This is a genomic window from Acinetobacter halobius, from assembly GCF_044130335.1.
Lineage (GTDB): Bacteria > Pseudomonadota > Gammaproteobacteria > Pseudomonadales > Moraxellaceae > Acinetobacter.
Map to the genome: position 1 here is coordinate 50,760 of NZ_JBIQOD010000006.1, position 18,164 is coordinate 68,923.

17 protein-coding genes are annotated in these 18,164 nt (G+C 41.0%); 10 read left to right on the plus strand and 7 right to left on the minus strand.

What is annotated here, in order from left to right; translation table 11 throughout:
* Positions 1-15: 15 nt before the first annotated feature.
* Positions 16-1,083 carry an SDR family oxidoreductase gene (locus tag ACE01U_RS07330; RefSeq protein ID WP_110973850.1) on the minus strand — a complete coding sequence of 356 codons (1,068 nt, stop codon included), beginning with the start codon at positions 1,081-1,083 and terminating at the stop codon, positions 16-18.
* Positions 1,084-1,348: 265 nt separating this feature from the next.
* Here ACE01U_RS07330 and ACE01U_RS07335 point away from each other — a divergent pair, with 265 nt between their 5' ends.
* The 5 genes from ACE01U_RS07335 to ftn all read left to right on the plus strand — a co-directional run bounded on the left by ACE01U_RS07335 (position 1,349) and on the right by ftn (position 6,483).
* Positions 1,349-3,490: a TonB-dependent receptor gene (locus tag ACE01U_RS07335; RefSeq protein ID WP_395579071.1), complete on the plus strand. Its 2,142-nt coding sequence runs from the start codon at positions 1,349-1,351 to the stop codon at positions 3,488-3,490.
* 73 nt (positions 3,491-3,563) lie between these two features.
* The gene (locus ACE01U_RS07340) at positions 3,564-3,854 is read left to right on the plus strand and encodes a hypothetical protein (protein WP_162622312.1); all 291 of its coding nucleotides are present in this window, start codon (positions 3,564-3,566) and stop codon (positions 3,852-3,854) included.
* On the plus strand, positions 3,820-4,113 hold the full coding sequence (locus tag ACE01U_RS07345; protein ID WP_086208741.1) for a hypothetical protein: 294 nt from the start codon (positions 3,820-3,822) through the stop codon (positions 4,111-4,113). The genes ACE01U_RS07340 and ACE01U_RS07345 overlap by 35 nt, the downstream gene beginning before the upstream one ends.
* 3 nt (positions 4,114-4,116) lie before the next feature.
* Positions 4,117-5,748, plus strand: coding sequence for a PepSY-associated TM helix domain-containing protein (locus tag ACE01U_RS07350; protein ID WP_395579072.1), 1,632 nt, complete (start codon positions 4,117-4,119; stop codon positions 5,746-5,748).
* A 270-nt stretch (positions 5,749-6,018) separates the two neighbouring features.
* Entirely contained in the window at positions 6,019-6,483 is a 465-nt protein-coding gene (gene ftn / locus ACE01U_RS07355; RefSeq protein ID WP_004695301.1) for a heteropolymeric bacterioferritin subunit Ftn, read from the plus strand.
* A gap of 97 nt (positions 6,484-6,580) precedes the next feature.
* Here the strand turns inward: ftn and ACE01U_RS07360 are convergent, their stop codons facing one another.
* Positions 6,581-7,150, minus strand: a complete 570-nt coding sequence (locus ACE01U_RS07360) for a peroxiredoxin (RefSeq protein ID WP_395579073.1) — start codon at positions 7,148-7,150, stop codon at positions 6,581-6,583.
* Positions 7,151-7,305: 155 nt separating this feature from the next.
* Here ACE01U_RS07360 and ACE01U_RS07365 point away from each other — a divergent pair, with 155 nt between their 5' ends.
* The 5 genes from ACE01U_RS07365 to bioD all read left to right on the plus strand — a co-directional run bounded on the left by ACE01U_RS07365 (position 7,306) and on the right by bioD (position 12,068).
* Positions 7,306-8,052, plus strand: a complete 747-nt coding sequence (locus tag ACE01U_RS07365) for a YqiA/YcfP family alpha/beta fold hydrolase (RefSeq protein ID WP_395579074.1) — start codon at positions 7,306-7,308, stop codon at positions 8,050-8,052.
* A 105-nt stretch (positions 8,053-8,157) separates the two neighbouring features.
* Entirely contained in the window at positions 8,158-9,477 is a 1,320-nt protein-coding gene (gene bioA / locus ACE01U_RS07370; protein WP_395579075.1) for an adenosylmethionine--8-amino-7-oxononanoate transaminase, read from the plus strand.
* Positions 9,474-10,631, plus strand: a complete 1,158-nt coding sequence (locus ACE01U_RS07375) for an 8-amino-7-oxononanoate synthase (RefSeq protein ID WP_395579076.1) — start codon at positions 9,474-9,476, stop codon at positions 10,629-10,631. The genes bioA and ACE01U_RS07375 overlap by 4 nt, the downstream gene beginning before the upstream one ends.
* 7 nt (positions 10,632-10,638) lie before the next feature.
* Positions 10,639-11,418, plus strand: a complete 780-nt coding sequence (gene bioC, locus ACE01U_RS07380; protein ID WP_395579077.1) for a malonyl-ACP O-methyltransferase BioC — start codon at positions 10,639-10,641, stop codon at positions 11,416-11,418.
* Positions 11,415-12,068 carry a dethiobiotin synthase gene (gene bioD, locus ACE01U_RS07385; RefSeq protein ID WP_086208735.1) on the plus strand — a complete coding sequence of 218 codons (654 nt, stop codon included), beginning with the start codon at positions 11,415-11,417 and terminating at the stop codon, positions 12,066-12,068. The genes bioC and bioD overlap by 4 nt, the downstream gene beginning before the upstream one ends.
* Before the next feature lie 62 nt (positions 12,069-12,130).
* Here the strand turns inward: bioD and ACE01U_RS07390 are convergent, their stop codons facing one another.
* The 5 genes from ACE01U_RS07390 to ACE01U_RS07410 form a co-directional block, all read right to left on the minus strand.
* Positions 12,131-12,547: an ExbD/TolR family protein gene (locus tag ACE01U_RS07390; RefSeq protein ID WP_119063738.1), complete on the minus strand. Its 417-nt coding sequence runs from the start codon at positions 12,545-12,547 to the stop codon at positions 12,131-12,133.
* Between the two features lie 18 nt (positions 12,548-12,565).
* Positions 12,566-12,991 carry an ExbD/TolR family protein gene (locus tag ACE01U_RS07395; RefSeq protein WP_151707548.1) on the minus strand — a complete coding sequence of 142 codons (426 nt, stop codon included), beginning with the start codon at positions 12,989-12,991 and terminating at the stop codon, positions 12,566-12,568.
* A 17-nt stretch (positions 12,992-13,008) separates the two neighbouring features.
* Positions 13,009-13,890: a MotA/TolQ/ExbB proton channel family protein gene (locus tag ACE01U_RS07400; protein WP_086208732.1), complete on the minus strand. Its 882-nt coding sequence runs from the start codon at positions 13,888-13,890 to the stop codon at positions 13,009-13,011.
* A gap of 36 nt (positions 13,891-13,926) precedes the next feature.
* The gene (locus ACE01U_RS07405; protein WP_395579078.1) at positions 13,927-14,625 is read right to left on the minus strand and encodes an energy transducer TonB; all 699 of its coding nucleotides are present in this window, start codon (positions 14,623-14,625) and stop codon (positions 13,927-13,929) included.
* A 140-nt stretch (positions 14,626-14,765) separates the two neighbouring features.
* Complete coding sequence (locus ACE01U_RS07410) at positions 14,766-17,450, minus strand: TonB-dependent receptor (protein WP_086208730.1); 2,685 nt, start codon at positions 17,448-17,450, stop codon at positions 14,766-14,768.
* Between the last annotated feature and the right edge of the window lie 714 nt (positions 17,451-18,164).

Below are 18,164 nucleotides of genomic sequence, written 5' to 3' on the forward strand. Positions count from 1 at the left end.
GCTTTTTATTTATTTTCAAGGAATATATTGCTTGATTACACCGTCATCGAGCAATTGTTGAAAGTGCTCAACGAGACTCTCTTTGACATCTCGGTACTTTAAGCCCAATTCTTTTTGGCTCTTGTTCGCATCAAAATAAATTGGATAACCCATATTCAACTCAACAAACTCGCGGCTAAAGCCAATGAATGGACCAATCACCTTAAAGGCTGCTTTGGGCAGTTCATTTCGTGGAAATGGAAATTTCCAACCAAAATGAGCTTTAAGCAATTGACCGATTTCAAGCAGACTTAAAGTTCCACCACTGACGATGTAACGACCTGTTGCTTCTGGGTTGAATGCTGCTTGTAAGTGCGCTTCAGCAACATCTTGAACATCGACCACACCATTCCACATGGGTGGGACACCTGCTAAAGTCAAGCCATTGGTAAACTGTTGTAAGACCTCAATCGAACCGGACTGTGTATTTGGTGTCAATGAACGACCAAAGACCAACGCAGGGTTAATGCAGACCAACTGCCAACGATCTTGTGCCTCAGCCATTGCCCAAGCTTTACGCTCAGCCATCACTTTAGAATATGGATAAGGCTGATGGGTCTCAGAACTACTGGTGTTCCAGTGACTTTCATCAAAAGTATTATGGTCCGTTTTTAAAATATCAATCGCATCACCATAGGTCGATGCAATACTCGAAGTAACAATGACACGTTTAACGGACTCGGTTTCATTGACGGTGTTTAAGACATTTTCTGTACCCAAAACAGCAGGTTCAATGATGTCTTTCACTGCATCTTTATAGTTGGTGACGACGAAAGGAGAGGCCATATGAAAGACAATTTCACAACCTTGCATCGCTTCTTTAAAGGAATTGGGTTCGAGTAAATTGGCTTTAAATAGTTTCAGTGTTCCTGCACTGCTTTCTGCAATTTGAGATAAATGTGCGAAGCTTTGGGTTTTGTTCAGGTCACGTACAGTGGCATGAACGGTATAACCTTGGGCTAATAATTTTTGAATCACCCAACTGGCAATATAACCCGATGCACCTGTGACCAGTACAGGCGCTTGTGTTGCTAAATTTGTCATAGATCAACCGTTGTTGTTTTAAGTATAGGCTTAGTGTAAACGTGAATGCAGGGAAAGTCTTTGCTTCAGTACCGAACTGATGACTGACTTATTCGTTATTTTACGATAGTTCATTCAATTTAATTCAATATATATAGGGTTTATTGAAAAAGTCCTAAATTTATATTTTAGATCAAATAAATAAGTCAAACGAGAAAATTCAATTAATAATTATTTACATTGTGTATATAATAATCATTATCATTTAGTTTAAGCGTTATTTCAAATGAAAACCTTTTCAAAAAAAATTCTTGCAAGTTCTGTTGGTATTTTAATGATGGGAGGTGGCTGTTTTCAGCTTGCCTTTGCTGAGGAAGAGGTTTCGATTTTACCTGCCTTAAAATCAGAAGCGCAGGTACAACAACAAAACTATGCAGATGGTAAGTTAGCCAAAGAAGCTAAATTAGGCGCCTTGGGTAATAAGTCTGTCATTGATACCCCTTTTAGTGTCACGACATATACTGCAAAAACAATTTCTGATAATCAAGCTGCGACGGTTTCTGAAGTTCTTAAAAATGATCCAAGTATTCGTGAAACGACCAATTCAGGTCATTTAAATGAAAACATTCAGATCCGTGGTTTTTCTGTAGGTTTTGAAGACTACAACATTAATGGTCTATATGGCATGGCGCCAACTGGACGTATTCCAACAGATATTATTGATTCAGTCACTGTACTTAAAGGTCCTAATGCTTTAGTGGCGGGCATGGCACCAGCTGGGAGTGTTGGTGGTGTGGTCATGGCGCAAACAAAGCGCGCTAATCAAGATCTGACACGTGTAAGTGCAAGCTATGAAGACGATGGTTACTATAAATCAGGCTTTGATGTTGCAAGACGTTTAGGTAATAACAAGGAATTTGGTGTACGTGTTGGTGGCTCTTATGGGCAAGGTGAACATATCATTGATGGGATGGATGATACAAATTCAACAGGGGTCGTGGCACTTGACTATACAACGGATAAGTTAAAACTAAACTTTGACGCTTATGCGGTACGAGATAAGCGTGATAATGGTTCACCTGTTATGGTAAGTATGGGTACAATCAAACAGGTTATTGCGGCTCCGAGTGGGGATAGTAATTTCTTCCCAAACATTCACGGTGAGCAAAGTAGTCAATACTTAGGAGTATCAGGCGAATATAAATTTAGCCCTGATTTAAAAGTATTTGCGGGTGTAGGTTATAACGAAAAAGAATATTCAGGACATATCTTTGGTACACGTTTAATCGTTAATAACACAAATACAGGTGCTGCCAGTTCACAATATTATCGGGTGGGTTATCAAGAACATGCTGTCGCGGCTAATCTTGGGCTAGAAGGTAAGTTTGATACTGGTGCCATCCAACATACACTTGGCTTACGCGCCGATTATCTGACACGCAATTATTGGCAGCATTCGGCAGCAACATCAAATGCGTTTGATACTAACCTATATAACCCAATTGTAGATGCATCTGAACAAATGCCTACGTCATATCCAACTATCGTACCTTATGTCGATAACCGCTATGTCAGCTATACATTAACTGATCAAATGTCGATGTTAGACGATAAATTACAAGTCATTTTAGGTGCTCGGTACCAAGATATTGACACGAAAAATTTATATAAAAAGACGAAATATTCATCAGATAAACTTTCCCCAAGCTTAGGTCTCGTCGTTAAACCATTTGGTGAGGACCTATCTTTCTATGCAAGTTATGTCGAAGGGCTATCTGAAGGGGTAACAGTTTCAGATATTACCTATCCAACTGCAACAAATAAGGGGGAGACATTAGCCCCTTATCAAACCAAGCAATATGAACTAGGGACTAAATACCAAGTGGGTTCTTGGCTCAATACTTTGGCGCTTTACCAAATTGAAAAGCCTGAGGTTTATCAGGACACAGTAACTAAGGCTGTTAAAGATGATGCTGAGACACGGTCTCGTGGTATCGAGTTTTCAACAGCGGGACAGCTAACAGAAGATTTAAGTTTGATGGCGAACTTAGCTTATATTGATGCTGAATATGTTAAATCGGGGACAGCATCTCAAGTAGGTAATACTGTAATTGGTACACCTGATTTTACTGCTGGTTTGGGTATGGACTATAAAATTCCTGTCGTTGACGGTTTGAGTGTAAATGCTCGTGCATCTTATGTGAGTGAACAATACTTAAATACGGATAATAGTTTAGAGTTGCCTGATTACACGATTTTGGATTTGGGGGCTAAATATGCGACAAAAATTGGTGGTGTAAATACAACATTTAGAGCCAATGTAAATAACTTAACCGATGAAAAATATTGGTCCGGAGTCTTTGGTAGTAACTATGCCATTTTAGGTGCTGGTCGTACCTATAAACTTGGTGTCACTTTCGATTTCTAATTTTTGAGATTAGCCCATTGCGATGCAGTGGGCTTTTTTATGTCTGAATGCTGCCTCATTTAAGTTGAAAGCAATGATTAAATTTCTCGGTTTACTCCTGTGCTGTAGTGGTTGTGTCCTGCTGTATTTGACCCATGCTAATCAAACTGTACTCAAGCAGGCTGTGGCGAAAAAGTACCGCTGGGTCGGGCTTACAGGTCTTGTTTTGGCATTGGTTCTTTTACTGTCGGTATTACCAAAACTGGTAGCAGTGTTGATGTGGTTACTGATTCCATTGGTGTTGTGGTCAGCACTACCATTTCTTCCTTTATTACATGGGGCTTTGACGCATGACGTTGCTACGCGATCAAAAGATACAACCTGACTGGTGGACGAAAAGCTTTGCGGGTGCAGTTCTTGGACTTAGTCTAGCTTTCGCTTTAGCTGCATTAATCACGATGTGGGGACTTCAATCTGAGCATCGTGGCCTTGCGCCGCAGTTAGGGATGTGGTCGATTCCGTGGATTTGGTTACCACTCTTTTTCGTGGCCTATTTTATTCCACGTGGTTGGCAGTCTATTGTAATTTATATGTTTTTCAATGTCGTGGCTTACGCACTCGTGTTTTGGCTTAGAGGAGAATAGGGTATGAAGGTACGTACAGATATTCTCCGACTTGCCAAAGAGTTACATACATGGGTCGGGATTTGCGCGGGTATTCTCTTGTTCATCTGCTTTTTTGCAGGTGGGCTAAGTATGTTCCAGCATGATTTGAGTAAGTGGGCAACACCACCACAACAAAGTTTACATACGGTTGAATTGCATCAGTATAATGACTTGGTATTCCAGGTGCAGCAGCGCTATCCTGAAGCGCAAAAAAGCTTTCAGATCAATTTAAACTCTAAAGAGTTTCATCATGCCCCGATCCAGTGGCAACCTGCGCAAAGTCAAGTGCATGATGATCATGACTTTGATACCGATCAAAGTGCAATGTTGGCGACACTGAAACCAGATGGCAGTTTACAGGTTGAACAGGAAAACCTATCCAAACTGGGTTGGTTGATTGAACAACTACATGAAACAGCAGGCATTCCGGGCATGCTTGGGCACCATACGCTCGGTGTTTATGTCATGGGTGTGGTATCTGTCTTATATTTTTTAGCGCTGATGACTGGCCTGATCGTCCTCTTGCCAACGTTGGTCAAAGACTATTTTGCGATACGGCAAGGCAAGAACAAAAAACGCTTTTGGCTTGATGCACACAATGTGATTGGCATTACCAGTTTACCATTTCATATTTTGATTAGTGTAACGGTGATTGTTTTTGCATTTCATGATCTCTTTTATGATGGTTTAGGGCAACTGGTCGCAAAAGGCAAACCATTGTTTGAGCGTCCTGCTGCGGTGCAGATTGTAGAACCAGTCCCTCCATTGGATGTTGAAAAAATACTCTTGCAGGTACAGCAACAAGCACAGGGCTATGAGGTTTCGTCTGTAAGTTTTAATAATCTCGACCAGCCCGCGAAGGCATCCGCCCGTGTGAGTTTATACAGCCCTGACCAGATGTTACGCGGTGACAACTTCGATGTGATGTTTTTCAATCCTTATCAGCCCGCACCTTATAGTACGGTCAATTTAAATACCCAGAGTTCAGCTCTAGATCAACTGATTCGATCTATGTTCAGTTTGCACTTTGGCAACTATGGCGGAGATTTTACTCGGTGGTTGTATTTGGCCTTGGGGATGGGCGGGGCATTTTTATTTTATTCAGGCAATATTCTATGGATTGAATCGCGTGTAAAGCGACAAAAAAATCCGAATTTAGCACCACCTGCACAGCGCAAGGATGTGCAATTCATTGCAAACTTAACCATAGGGTCATGTTTAGGAACAGTCCTTGGCATTTTTATGAGTATGTTGATTGGGCGTTGGGCTTATGTCCTCAGTCCTGAACTACACAGCATCAATGCATGGTTTATGTATATCTATTATGCAATTTTTATCTTTAGCCTCATTCTTAGTTTTGTACTTGGTGCTGCAAGGGCTTTGCCTACATTGTTACTCTTTATTGCAGTGACTTTATTGCTGTTGCCTTTAACCTCAATGCTTGCTTTGCTGTTGCCCGAGATTGGTTTATGGTCATCTTTTTCCTATTTATGGTGGATTGATGTATTTTCCATTCTTTTTGCGGGGCTATTTTTACGGTTTTATCGTCAAGCACAAGCGCGTGTACAGTCCGCAGAAGTAGGTTCAATTTGGTCTGTTGCTTCATCCAAGTGAGTCTTTTTCAATGTGTTTGGTGGTTGAAATAAGAAGCATTTTTAATGGTTACAAAATAAAGCAGAGGGCTATTTAAGCTGAAAAAGCCTTTGCAAAAGGGATGAAGTTTTGCAAAGGCTTATTTTATAACTATTATTTTGATAATTCATACTGCAAATGCGTATGTTTCTCATTTTAATTTTATAAAAATCATAAACTTACATAATTTAGGTTTTGCAAAGTGAATTAAATGTGTCCATAATGGTTGCATTAAAGATTGGAGATTTTGAAATGCGTGGCAATCCTGAAGTCGTAGACTACTTAAATATGTTGATCGGTGGAGAATTGGCTGCACGCGATCAATATCTGATTCATTCACGTATGTATGAAGATTGGGGCTTAAGCAAAATCTTTGAACGTATTGATCATGAAATGCAAGAAGAAGCACAACATGCGGATGCGATTATTCGCCGGGTTTTGTTTTTGGAAGGCACACCGAATATGCAACGCGATGACGTTGAAATTGGTGAAGATGTGGTTTCATGCTTAAAAGCCGATTTAAAGCTCGAATATCATGTACGTGAAAAATTAGCGCAAGGCGTAAAATTGTGTGAAGAAAAGGGTGATTACATTACCCGTGACATGTTACGTCAACAAATGTCAGATACCGAAGAAGACCATACTTATTGGTTAGAAAAACAATTACGTTTAATTGAATTGATTGGTCTGCAAAATTATATTCAGTCGCAAATGTAAGAGATGCTAGCTACTTTATGTAAAGGTGGCTTTTGCATTTACATATTGAGTAATAAAAAAGCCTTTGAATCAATGTTCGAGGGCTTTTTTATAGGGGTTATTTTTTAGAGAACTTTTGAATATCTGCCAATACTTGTCCCGCATGGGTTTGGGTGTTCACACTGCTGTAGTGATAGACCACCGTACCTTGTGGGTCGATCAGAAAGGTTTCACGTTTCGCAATTTTAGCGATACCTAAGTTCCGTACAATGCCGAGCTGATTGGCCAGTTGATGATTGTTATCAGCCAAAATAGGGAAATTCAGCCCTAACTTTTTCGAAAATTTTTGATGTGACTGTACATCATCCAGACTTACGCCTAAAACCACGGCATTATTTTTGCTAAATTGTGGGTAGAGTGCTTTGAACTGATTGGTTTCTTGTGTACAACCTGGTGAGTCATCCTTCGGATAAAAATAGAGAACGACCCACTTGCCTTGATATTGTTTGAGCTCATGCCATTTGGCATTTTGATCTTGTAACTTAAAACTCGGAGCTGGCTTACCCACCCACTGCTTTTGCTCTGATGAAGCGCTTGAAAAAGCCGGTGCTGCATAAGTGGCACTACTGATGGCACAGAAACTACCCAGCGAAATTAAGCTAATCGTTGCCATTTGCATTATTTTCATGATGTAGGCTGTCCTGAAAAGTATTGACTTGATCTTAGCAAATTTTAAGGCGCTAAAGTGCTGATATTCTCAGATCCAACTCTGAACTTCTTCAGCTCGATTTAGTGCTTATTCAAAAGGCTTGCTTTGCAATGGAGTCTGAGGTTTCATACTGTTTGAAATTTACAGTTTTAGAGTCTGCATTGAATCAACGTATTTTACTCATCACGGGCTGGGGTGGTGGAACCAAATTATTGCAGTCTTTGGCTCATGCTTTGCAGCACAAAGGCCATTTGGTTGAGCTGATCAATATTTTTAATGGATTGGATGCACAGGTGTTGCAGCAATATGCGGAACAAGCCAAAGACTTTGATGTCATTATCGGCTGGTCCTTGGGGGGGCAACTGGCGACTTTATTGGTTGACGCGGTTGAACAACAGTATCAACAGCAAAAAGTGTTAATTACTTTGGCTTCAAATCCGTGCTTTGTAGCGCATGAAAATTGGCAAACTGCAATGAGTCCAGTGACATTTCAAAGCTTTAAACAATCATTCGAAGCAGATGCGATTGCAACATTAAAGAAATTTGGATTTATGGTGTGCCAAGGGACGTCAACCACCAAGCAAGATTTTTTGCAGTTGCAAAGTTTGATTCAGCCTCAGTCTTTAGATCTGTTAAAACAGGGACTCAATTGTTTAGAGTATTTAAATACGGTTGAGATCTTACAAAATTATACGGGAAATCAACTCCATCTATTAGCCAAGCAAGATTTTTTAGTTAGCTACAAAGTCTTGGATAATTTAAAAGCTTTAGGTGCAAATTTTTTAGATGTGATGCTTTTAAGTGGTTCACATGGGCTTCCAGTTTTTCATGCAGATGAGGTAACTGACCAAATCTGCCAATATTTACAAAAAATGGATTAAACAATTCGCTGAGTGGCGAATATCGCAATTTCTTTTTGATGCGTGCAGGTTTAAGATCAGTCAAACTGAAATTTTGCTGTAACTGTCGTAGATATGGAGTTAAGGATGACTGAGATCAATGCCAAATTGGATGCTGAGTTGGATGACTTAGCATTTGATCGAGAACATATTTGGCATCCTTATACTTCGATGACCAATCCGCTTCCCACCTTTAAAGTCAAAAAAGCCTTTGGTTCAACCATTGAACTCGAAGATGGTCGTCAGTTGATTGATGGGATGTCTTCGTGGTGGTGCACCATACATGGCTATAATCATCCTGAACTGAATCAGGCTGTGACGGATCAACTGCAAAACATGTCGCATATTATGTTTGGTGGTTTTAGTCATGATCCCGCCATTCAACTGGGCAAATTACTGTTGCAAATCACCCCGCCAAGTTTAGATAAAATTTTCTATGCAGACTCGGGTTCTGTTGCAGTTGAAGTGGCGTTAAAGATGGCAGTTCAGTATTGGACTTCGCTTGGGAAACAAAACAAAACCAATTTTGTCACCCCGCGTTCGGGCTATCACGGTGATACATGGAATGCGATGTCGGTCTGTGACCCTGTCACAGGGATGCATCAAATTTTTGGCTCAAGCTTACCCAACCGTATTTTTGTTCCTGCACCGCAAATTGCCTTTGATGCAGCGTGGGATCAAGAGGACATTCGGGAACTTGAAAATACCTTAGCTACACAGCATGAAAGTATCGCCGCGCTGATTATTGAGCCGATTGTTCAGGGTGCAGGCGGGATGCGTTTTTATCATCCTGAGTATTTACGACAGGCCAAATTACTCTGCGAAAAATACGGCGTTTTACTGATTTTTGATGAAATTGCGACGGGCTTTGGACGAACGGGGAAACTCTTTGCTTGGGAGCATGCACAGGTCGAACCTGACATTATGTGTATGGGTAAAGGTTTGACAGGAGGCTATATGACTTTGTCTGCAACCTTAACCACAAAGCATATTGCTGAGACTATCAGTCGAGGCGAAGCGGGTGTGTTTATGCACGGCCCAACGTTTATGGCCAATCCCTTGGCGTGTGCGGTAGCGGCGAAAAGTACAGAACTCCTCATCTCACAAGATTGGCAAAGCAATATTCAACGCATCGAAACACAACTTCGTATCGCTTTGACACCTTTGCAGTCACTTGAATATGTCCATGACGTTCGTGTACTGGGGGCCATCGGTGTAGTTGAGCTGACGTTTATTGTGGATATGAAGACCTTACAACAGGAGTTTGTCCGCCGGGGTATTTGGGTACGGCCGTTTGGAAAACTGGTTTACGTGATGCCCCCTTATGTAATTACCCCACAGGAACTCAAGACTTTGCTTGAGCAACTGGTTGAAGTGGTCACGCAGATGCAGGAGTCTTTTGTATGAAGCATATAGAGCATTTTGCAGCACAACTGGATGTGCTTAAACAGCAAGGTAATTTGCGTCAGTTTACATCCAATGTGCAGCAGGGGCGGATGATTCGAATCCATGATCATGAGATGTTAAATTTGGCATCGAATGATTATCTAGGATTGGCTGCAAATATCGAATTACGAGAGCAGTTTTTCGATGAAACACCGAATGCTCAGCGCTGGATGAGTTCTGCTTCTTCACGTTTATTGACGGGTAATTTTCCTGAATATGAACAGTTCGAGGCTAGCCTAAGTCAGGCTTTTCATGGTCGAGCGGCTTTGGTATTCAACAGCGGCTATCACATGAATATTGGTATTTTACCTGCATTAGCAGATAGTAAAACCCTAATTCTGGCTGATAAATTAATCCATGCCAGCATGATTGATGGCATTCGTTTATCGACAGCGAAGTTGGTACGTTATCGTCATAATGACTTGGCGCATTTAACCCAACTTTTGCAGAAGTATCATGCCGATGATGCTTTTGAGCGAATCATTGTGGTGACCGAGTCCATTTTTAGTATGGATGGTGATGAAACCGATTTGGCTGAACTGGTCCGCATCAAAAAACAGTTTGAAAAAGTCATGCTCTATGTCGACGAAGCACATGGTATTGGTGTGCGTGGTGAGCAAGGTTTGGGTTGTGCCGAGCAATACCAAGTGATTGATGAGATCGACTTTTTGGTTGGTGCTTTGGGTAAGGCTATGGCTTCAATTGGTGGTTATCTGATTTGTCACCCTGTGATTCGAGACTATCTCATCAATACTATGCGCCCACTGATTTTTAGTACGGCACAACCGCCGATCTGCATGGCGTGGAGTAACTTTATCTTGCAACAAGTCTTGCAGTTAAATAATCCACGTCAGCATTTACACAGTATCAGTCAGCGTTTACAGCAAGCAGTTCAGACCAAAGGTTTTGCTTGTCCTTCAACGTCTCAAATTGTCCCTGTGATCATCGGTGATTCGAGCAAAACAGTGGAGAAGGCGAAAGCTTTGCAACAAGCAGGCTTTTATATTATGCCCGTACGACCACCGACAGTGCCGCAGCATAGTTCTAGGCTGCGTATATCCTTGACCGCTCAAGTTCGCCATACTGATTTAGATCAGTTGATTCAGTTGTTGTGAGTGAGTCGTGAAAAATTCAGAGATTGATAAATCCCAAGTCGCATTGCGCTTTGCTCAGGCAGGGCAAAGTTACACTGAGCATGCGATTGTGCAAAAGCAAATTGCACGACGGCTTTTTGATTTAATTCAACATTATGCTGCTAAAACGCAATTTGAGCGGGTGTTTGAAATTGGTTGTGGTTCAGGTAATTTAAGCCATTTATTGCTGAAAGATTTCCAAATTTCACACTATCTACTGAATGATTTATATCCAGAGGTACAACAACACTTTCAGGGCTATTCAAATATAGACTGGTTGTTGGGTGACATTGAACGGCTTAATTTTCCTGATGCTTTAGAGTTGATTGTATCGACTTCAGCGCTACAGTGGATGACGGATCTTGATGCTGTTTTCCAGAAAGCGAATGACAGTCTGCTTGCACAAGGTCTATTTTGTTTTTCCACCTTTGGTGAACGGAATTTACAAGAAATTAAGATTTTAACGGGACAAGGCTTAGCTTATTTAAAGCTCGATCAACTACGAGAAAAATTGCAAAACCAAGGCTTTGACGTTCTACATTTGTCTGAACAAATTGAATACTTAGACTTTGCGACACCGAAACAGGTATTGCAACATTTAAAAGCCACAGGTGTCACGGCAACGGCATCTAACTTTCGTTGGACCAAGCACTCGCTCGAACGTTTTTATCAAGATTATCAACAATTTTCACAACAGGATGCATCAGGGCTGATTCATTATCGCCTGAGCTATCATCCTATTTATTGTATAGCACGGAGAATGCCATGACTGGATCAGTTTACTTCATCAGTGGAATAGATACAGGCATTGGGAAAACCTATACCACAGGCTATTTAGCCAAACTTTGGAATGAACAAGGCAAGAAAACCATTACTCAAAAGTTAGTACAAACGGGCAATGTCGATGTTTCTGAAGACATTGAACAGCACCGTGAAATTATGGGAATGGGTTGGTTTCCAGAGGATGAAAGCAAGCTGACCATGCCTGAAATTTTCACTTATCCAGCATCGCCACACTTGGCCACGAAGCTAGATGGGCGCGAAATTGATTTTGAAAAAATTGAGCGCGCTACACAGCAACTGGCTGAAAAATATGAAGCGGTGTTATTAGAAGGTGCGGGTGGCTTGATGGTGCCCTTAACCACAGATTTACTCAGTATCGACTATATTGTAGCCCAGCAACTGCCTGTGATTTTGGTAAGTTCGGGGCGTTTGGGCAGTATTAATCATACTCTTTTAAGTTTAGAAGCATTGAAAAACCGTGGTTTAGAGCTCTATGCTTTGGCCTATAACCTAAATGATGAATCTCAGGATGAACTCATTTCTAAAGATACGGCATCTTATTTAAAGGGCTATTTGGCGAAGCATTTTCCACAGGCGTTGTGGATGGATATCCCTGTGTTAAAGTCATCTATATAGTCATAAAAAATAAAAAACCGCTGACCTTAAACGCGGTCAGCGGTTTTTTATGATGCTTTTATTTATTGATTACTTACAACTCCAATTTTTTTCACATCAAGGCGTTGAGCTGCCGCCATAACCATCGCAATGTATTTGTATTCCGTTGCGCGATCAGCTTTTAGCTTAATTTGGTCTTGATCTGTTTTTTGTGCGACCGTTTGTAGTAGTGTTTCTAAGGCTTGCTTCGAATCAACAGGTTGTTCATTCCAAAACATTTTGCCTTGAGCATCTAGACGTAATTCTACAATCTCAGGCGGTTTTTCCTGAGTCGGTGGTGGCGTACCATTGGGTAGATTGATATTAATGGCATTGTTCGGTAGTGGGATTGTGATAATGAACATAATCAACAACACCAACATGACATCAATCAGGGGGGTCATGTTGACATCGAGCATCACATCTTCATCATCTTGATTGGAACCAACATTCATACCCATAGCTGAATCCTTCTTTGATTAAGGTGAAGAGGGCGGTGTGGTGACAAAGGCGATTTTGCCAATACCCGCTTGTTGTGTGGTTGTAATGACTTGGTCAATCGCATCGTATGGCGTCAGTTGATCACCACGAATGTGAACATCAGGTTGCGGTCTTTTTTGTGCCTCCGCCTGTAACCGAGAGAGTAGAGTTGCTTTATCTGCTATGTAGTTTTCATTCCAAAAAATATCCCCATTTTTGTTTACAGCAAGTTGAATATTTTCAGGTTTGGTTTCATAGGGTACATTCTTTTCTTCAGGCAAATTGACTGGTACGGTATGAATCGAAACAGGCACTGTGATGAGGAAAATAATCAGTAAAACCAACATAATATCAACCAATGGTGTGGTATTAATGGTTCCGATTACATCATCATCGCTGTCATTTGAATTAACCGTCATTCCCATGGTTGATTCCTCATTTTTTATTTCATATCACGGTTAATCGGGTTATTAGTACTGATTTCACCACTTAATAGCACCGCATGTAAGTCTGAACCAAAGGTACGAACTTCTTCCATTACAGCTTTATTACGACGGGTTAACCAGTTGTAACCAAGCACAGCGGGAACCGCTACAGCTAAACCAATTGCAGTCATAATTAAAGCTTCACCTACAGGACCTGCAACTTTATCAATAGAGGCTTGACCCGATACTCCAATTGCCGTTAACGCATGATAAATGCCCCAAACCGTACCAAATAAACCTACGAAAGGTGCGGTTGAGCCTACGGTTGCAAGAAATGCCAGTCCGCCACTTAAATGGCTTTGAATTTTGTCGATAGCGCGTTGAATTGAGATGGTGACCCATGTATTAAAGTCGATCCGTTCTAATAACGTGCCTCCGTGGTTTTTTGTCGACTTAATACCTTTCTCTGCAATAAAGCGATACACGCTTGCATCGTCTAAACCTTCAGTTGCACTGTCTAAAGACGTGGCTTCCCAGAAGTTTTTTTCAGCATGCTGGCCTTGTTTACGAATTTTTCCTTGTTGTAAGCATTTGGTGATGATGATGTACCATGTACCAATCGACATAATCACCAAAATAAAAAGGGTCACTTTTGCAACGAGATCCCCTTCTTTCCACATGGCCTCTAAGCCATAAGGGTTATGTGTTTTTTCTACAGTTGAAGATGCTTGTTCAGGTAGTGGTGGGGGAACATGAACAGCAGCTTTATCAATGTTGGCAATTTCTGTTGTAACTGCTGTTGCTTGTGCTTTAGTTTCTTCGGCAAATGTTGTTTGTAACGGAAGTAATGCACTCATTCCAAGCAAGCTTGCTGCGGTAAAATTCTTTAAATTTTTCATTGTGTAACTCCTTATTTCATCTAGATTTTCTTTCAATTATTCGAGGACAAACTCGTATGGAATGTCGAACCAAGCATTTTGTGGTACGCCATCTTTCATTGCAGGTTTAAATGTGCACAAGCTATACGCTTTCGTTGCCGCACGGTCTAAAGTACGGTCACCTGTTGAACGCTTCACTTTGACTTCTTGCACCTTACCATTGGTATCGACAAAGACCGAAATCAGCACGGTGCCAGAAATGCCACTCATCTCTGCTTCGCGTGGATAGCTTGGAGCTTTGCATCCAGCTTCTCCTTCCGATACTCCACGTGTAACTCCTGCAGGTTTCGGTGTTGGAGTAGGTGCAACGGCTACTGGTGCGGGTGCGGATTCTGGGCTAGGAGACGGGGATACAGCAGTTGGAGTGGGTGTGCTTACAGTCGGTTTAGACACTGGTGTAGAAACTGTTTTTTGTACAGGCACGACTTTTTCAACTGGTTTTGGATCAGGCTGCTGCGCTACTTTTTCCACCATTTTAGGGGGCTCTGGTGGAATTTCTTTAGGTGGCTCTGGCTCAGGTGGCTTGATGTCTTGCAGAATGACTAATTCAACAGGTTCGGTTGAGGGTTTGATGATGTCTTTTGCTAAGCCTGCCATTAGCACTAAGCCAACAAGGATATGTAAGAAAATTACGACGCCAATACCAGTCAGTTTCTTGGCGGAGTTTTTTTCTAAATCTTCAAACTTTGTGCCCATAGTTACTCCTGAAATTCGAGCTAAATTTGCTGTTTAAATCGTGAACATCACGTTGAAAAGAGCAGTCTGTGTTTAGCCAAAATTGAGAATGAGAAAACATCACCACAGATTGAGTGTTTCAACCTGTGGTGTATGTCTGATTAGAACTTGTACGTACCTCTTAAGTAGAAAGTACGTCCTGTCGGATCGCTGTAACGAGGGTCATAGCCGTATTGGAAGTTATCTAGAACGTTAGATGCTGCAGGCTCTTCATCAAATAAGTTTTTAATTCCACCTGTAAGCTCTAAGTTTTTGAAACCTTTATAGGTGCCTGCAATGTTGTAGAGGGTATAGTCTGAAACTTTGTGGTTATCATAGCCTTCTTCGCCTGTTGCATTCTGGTCGTGGTAACCGCGGAAGAATTGTTGTTCAAAGACCAGTTTCCAGTCTTCATAGCTCCAGTTAATGTTTGCTGTGTGTTTCCAACGCAGTACAGCAGGGTCATCATATGTTCCGACTTTGCCTTCCCATGCACCACCTTTTTCTTCTTGTTTGTCGTATTTGATGATATATGTACCATCAATCCCGAAACCAAACCGTCCTGTAGCTGTCATAGGTGCAAGGTAGTTTAAGGAAAGATCGACACCTTCTGTTTTGATCCCCCCCATATTTACCAGTGTTGTATTAACATATTGGATACGACCTTCTGAATCACGAACAAAACGATCTGCGTACTTTGTTGGATTTTGGAAAATCATGGCATCACTAATGGTGTCAATTAAGCCATCAATTTCGATATTGTAATAGTCAGCTGTAAAGACAAGGTTTTTGATTGGTTCAAAAACGAAACCTGCTGTTATTGTGGTTGATTCTTCGGGTTGTAAGTCTGCTGATCCGCCTTGCATGCGCTTAAATTGAGTATTACATTCTGTTTTGTATTGCGTTGGCGTTGAGTCGATACCATTTGGGCAAAGTACAGGGTCATTGTATTTAGCACCTGTGTAGGTTTGGCTTTGTGGTGCATTAATTTCATATAAGCTTGGCGCGCGGAAGCCTGTACTGTAGGTGCTTCGGAACATTAATTGTTTTAATGGTTCCCAACGTAAACCTACTTTTGGATTGAAGGTGTCGCCAAAGTCGCTGTAGTCATCGTAACGGGCAGCAAGTTGCGCTTCTAAGGTGGAAGTAATGGGAATTTGTAGTTCAGAGAAAACAGCTGTAATGTCACGATCACCTTTACTGACGGGTTTATCTGGGTCAATACCACTGCCTGGGACTAGTCGTACAAGATCTGAGTTTACAGTCGCTTCCCAATCTTGAGTGGTAAAGCTCCCTCCAAAGGCAAAGCCGACATCACCTGCTGGAAGGGTGAAAATAGGACGGCTGATCGTAAAGTCAAATGTAGTTGAATCTAAAGTTGCCTCATTGGTCGTACCGCTGACTTCTAATGAACTCCAAGCATTTGCATCTGCCGAAGCACCAAAGGGATTAATGGTGCCGTTGTCCAAACCCTCTTGAAGTTTGTTTCTATTTAAGTAGCCACTTACAAAACTATCACTTGCTTTACCGTGAGCATAGGTCACACCGCTGTCGATGTTCCAGCCATAAGCTTCGCCTTCAATACCCGCAAAAATACGATGCGATTCATTGGTTGACTTAGAAACACGATTACCTGCTTGTGAGCGGAGGTAGAGTTGTAACGGGTCACCACTTAAGCCATTAACTGCAGGAGTAATACCTTCTCCTGGGTAGTATTGGCTACTTTTCGGAATAGTTACAGATCGGCTATACACATCGGGTGCAATCGAAGTTGTGACTTCATTTTTTGCATATACATATTCTGCAATCGCGTTGAATTGATCACTTAACTTAAATGTCGCTCGTCCAAGCGCAGATAGGTCTTCTGTTTCTGGTTGAATTGCAATCAGGGCTTGGGTGTTTAAAAAGCATAAGCCACCATCTGCAACGACATTGGGTGTGTTATTACAGTTGGCATTGCCATAAGGATTGGCTTGTATGCTACTGGTTGGGTCATAAAAGTTGGCTGGAAAGCCGTTAGCAGAGCTCCCATCAATCCCTAGTTCTGGTAAAAGTCCTCCACGGCGACTGACTTTTCGGTCTTTGGCCATAATTTCTTTAGACTTCTGGTAACTGACAGCGCCATAAACGTTAAAGCCTTGTTCATCTAAATCGCCATAGCCACCAAAGATAGAGACATCGTATTCTTCTCCGCCTTTTTCTTCTGGCTTAAGTGCGCCACCACTGATACCAAAGCCTTCATATTGTTTTTTGGTGATGAAGTTAATCACCCCTGCAATTGCATCTGCACCATAGACCGCAGAGGCACCATCGCGAAGGACTTCAATTCGCTCTACCATTGCCAGTGGAATGGTATTTAAGTTGGTTTCGGATGTACTAAATGGGCTATAGGCTAAGCGACGACCATTTAACAAGACTAAAGTTTTGTCTGAGCCTAGACCACGTAAATTTGCAGTTGAGCCAGAAGTATTACTTGCACCTACGTTTTGAGCCGTACTGTAACCGGCTTGGTTTGCACTAATTTTGGTTAATGCTTCTTCAGCTGTTGTAACACCTTGCTGAGCAAGTTCTTCAACTTTAATGACCGTAATGGGTGAAGAACTTTGAGCTGCGACCCCTTTGATAGAGGAACCTGTGACAGTCACTTTGGCAACTTTTTTAGTTGGTTCTGCTGAGACTGAGCTTTCTGTTTCTTCTGCATGAGCTAAAGACAAACACATCATACTTAAAGTCAGGGTACTTAGTTTAAGTATTGATTTGCTGATGGTTGGGGTCCCCATAGATCGAACAAGTTTGTTTTTTTGCATCGTAAATTCAACCCTTCTTTTTCTATATTTAGCGGTATTGCTGTGCAGGGGGATTGCAAGGCAAATGCCAACTTTTGGTGATATGCAAAAGACTGTGAATTAAGTTATTGGAATATATTGTTTTATTTTATGTTTTGTTATCTTTTATGTAATTTTCCTCCATATTTTGATTAATTGTGGATTTTAAATGGCAAAAAATTACTTATAAATAGATCAAAAAATAGTCATAAAATGATTATTCATATAATAAATGATCTAAAATGAGTCGTCTTTTTTTGAATTTTCAATAAAAAATTCAAAAAATAATCCTATCGCTTATTTTATTTTAATTAAATTAAAACAGTATCTTATGTATAACATTAGGCTTTTTATTCTAACTTGTAATGTTCATATTTGAATCATTGGTGTATTAAATCTGTGCAACAGTTTATGTAAAGTGAATATTTAAAAATGGCTACTAATTGGCAAAATGTATCTTGGTGTTTTTAGCGCAATTTTTATAACTAATTAATAAGCATGTATTTTTCCTGCAAAATGTTAAATTAGAATCATAAAAAAATAAGCGTGGCATGATATTCGCTTTATCGCTGTGGTGAATAGATGCCCATGGTTGTTTTTTATTTTTAAAAACTAAAATTTAATTTATAAAACATGGGCTTGTGTTTATTTTTTTTGTCGGTGTGATGTTGGGAGAAAGAACACTGACAAATTGAC

Excerpts from the sequence above, each read along its gene's own strand:
- bioD (WP_086208735.1), top strand. The coding sequence starts at position 11,415 with ATGACTGGATCAGTTTACTTCATCAGTGGAATAGATACAGGCATTGGG.
- ACE01U_RS07345 (WP_086208741.1), top strand. The coding sequence starts at position 3,820 with ATGACGTTGCTACGCGATCAAAAGATACAACCTGACTGGTGGACGAAA.
- ACE01U_RS07405 (WP_395579078.1), bottom strand. The coding sequence starts at position 14,625 with ATGGGCACAAAGTTTGAAGATTTAGAAAAAAACTCCGCCAAGAAACTG.
- ACE01U_RS07375 (WP_395579076.1), top strand. The coding sequence starts at position 9,474 with ATGAAGCATATAGAGCATTTTGCAGCACAACTGGATGTGCTTAAACAG.
- ACE01U_RS07360 (WP_395579073.1), bottom strand. The coding sequence starts at position 7,150 with ATGAAAATAATGCAAATGGCAACGATTAGCTTAATTTCGCTGGGTAGT.
- ACE01U_RS07400 (WP_086208732.1), bottom strand. The coding sequence starts at position 13,890 with ATGAAAAATTTAAAGAATTTTACCGCAGCAAGCTTGCTTGGAATGAGT.
- bioA (WP_395579075.1), top strand. The coding sequence starts at position 8,158 with ATGACTGAGATCAATGCCAAATTGGATGCTGAGTTGGATGACTTAGCA.
- ftn (WP_004695301.1), top strand. The coding sequence starts at position 6,019 with ATGCGTGGCAATCCTGAAGTCGTAGACTACTTAAATATGTTGATCGGT.
- ACE01U_RS07330 (WP_110973850.1), bottom strand. The coding sequence starts at position 1,083 with ATGACAAATTTAGCAACACAAGCGCCTGTACTGGTCACAGGTGCATCG.
- ACE01U_RS07395 (WP_151707548.1), bottom strand. The coding sequence starts at position 12,991 with ATGGGAATGACGGTTAATTCAAATGACAGCGATGATGATGTAATCGGA.
- ACE01U_RS07340 (WP_162622312.1), top strand. The coding sequence starts at position 3,564 with ATGATTAAATTTCTCGGTTTACTCCTGTGCTGTAGTGGTTGTGTCCTG.
- ACE01U_RS07410 (WP_086208730.1), bottom strand. The coding sequence starts at position 17,450 with ATGCAAAAAAACAAACTTGTTCGATCTATGGGGACCCCAACCATCAGC.
- ACE01U_RS07390 (WP_119063738.1), bottom strand. The coding sequence starts at position 12,547 with ATGGGTATGAATGTTGGTTCCAATCAAGATGATGAAGATGTGATGCTC.
- ACE01U_RS07350 (WP_395579072.1), top strand. The coding sequence starts at position 4,117 with ATGAAGGTACGTACAGATATTCTCCGACTTGCCAAAGAGTTACATACA.
- ACE01U_RS07335 (WP_395579071.1), top strand. The coding sequence starts at position 1,349 with ATGAAAACCTTTTCAAAAAAAATTCTTGCAAGTTCTGTTGGTATTTTA.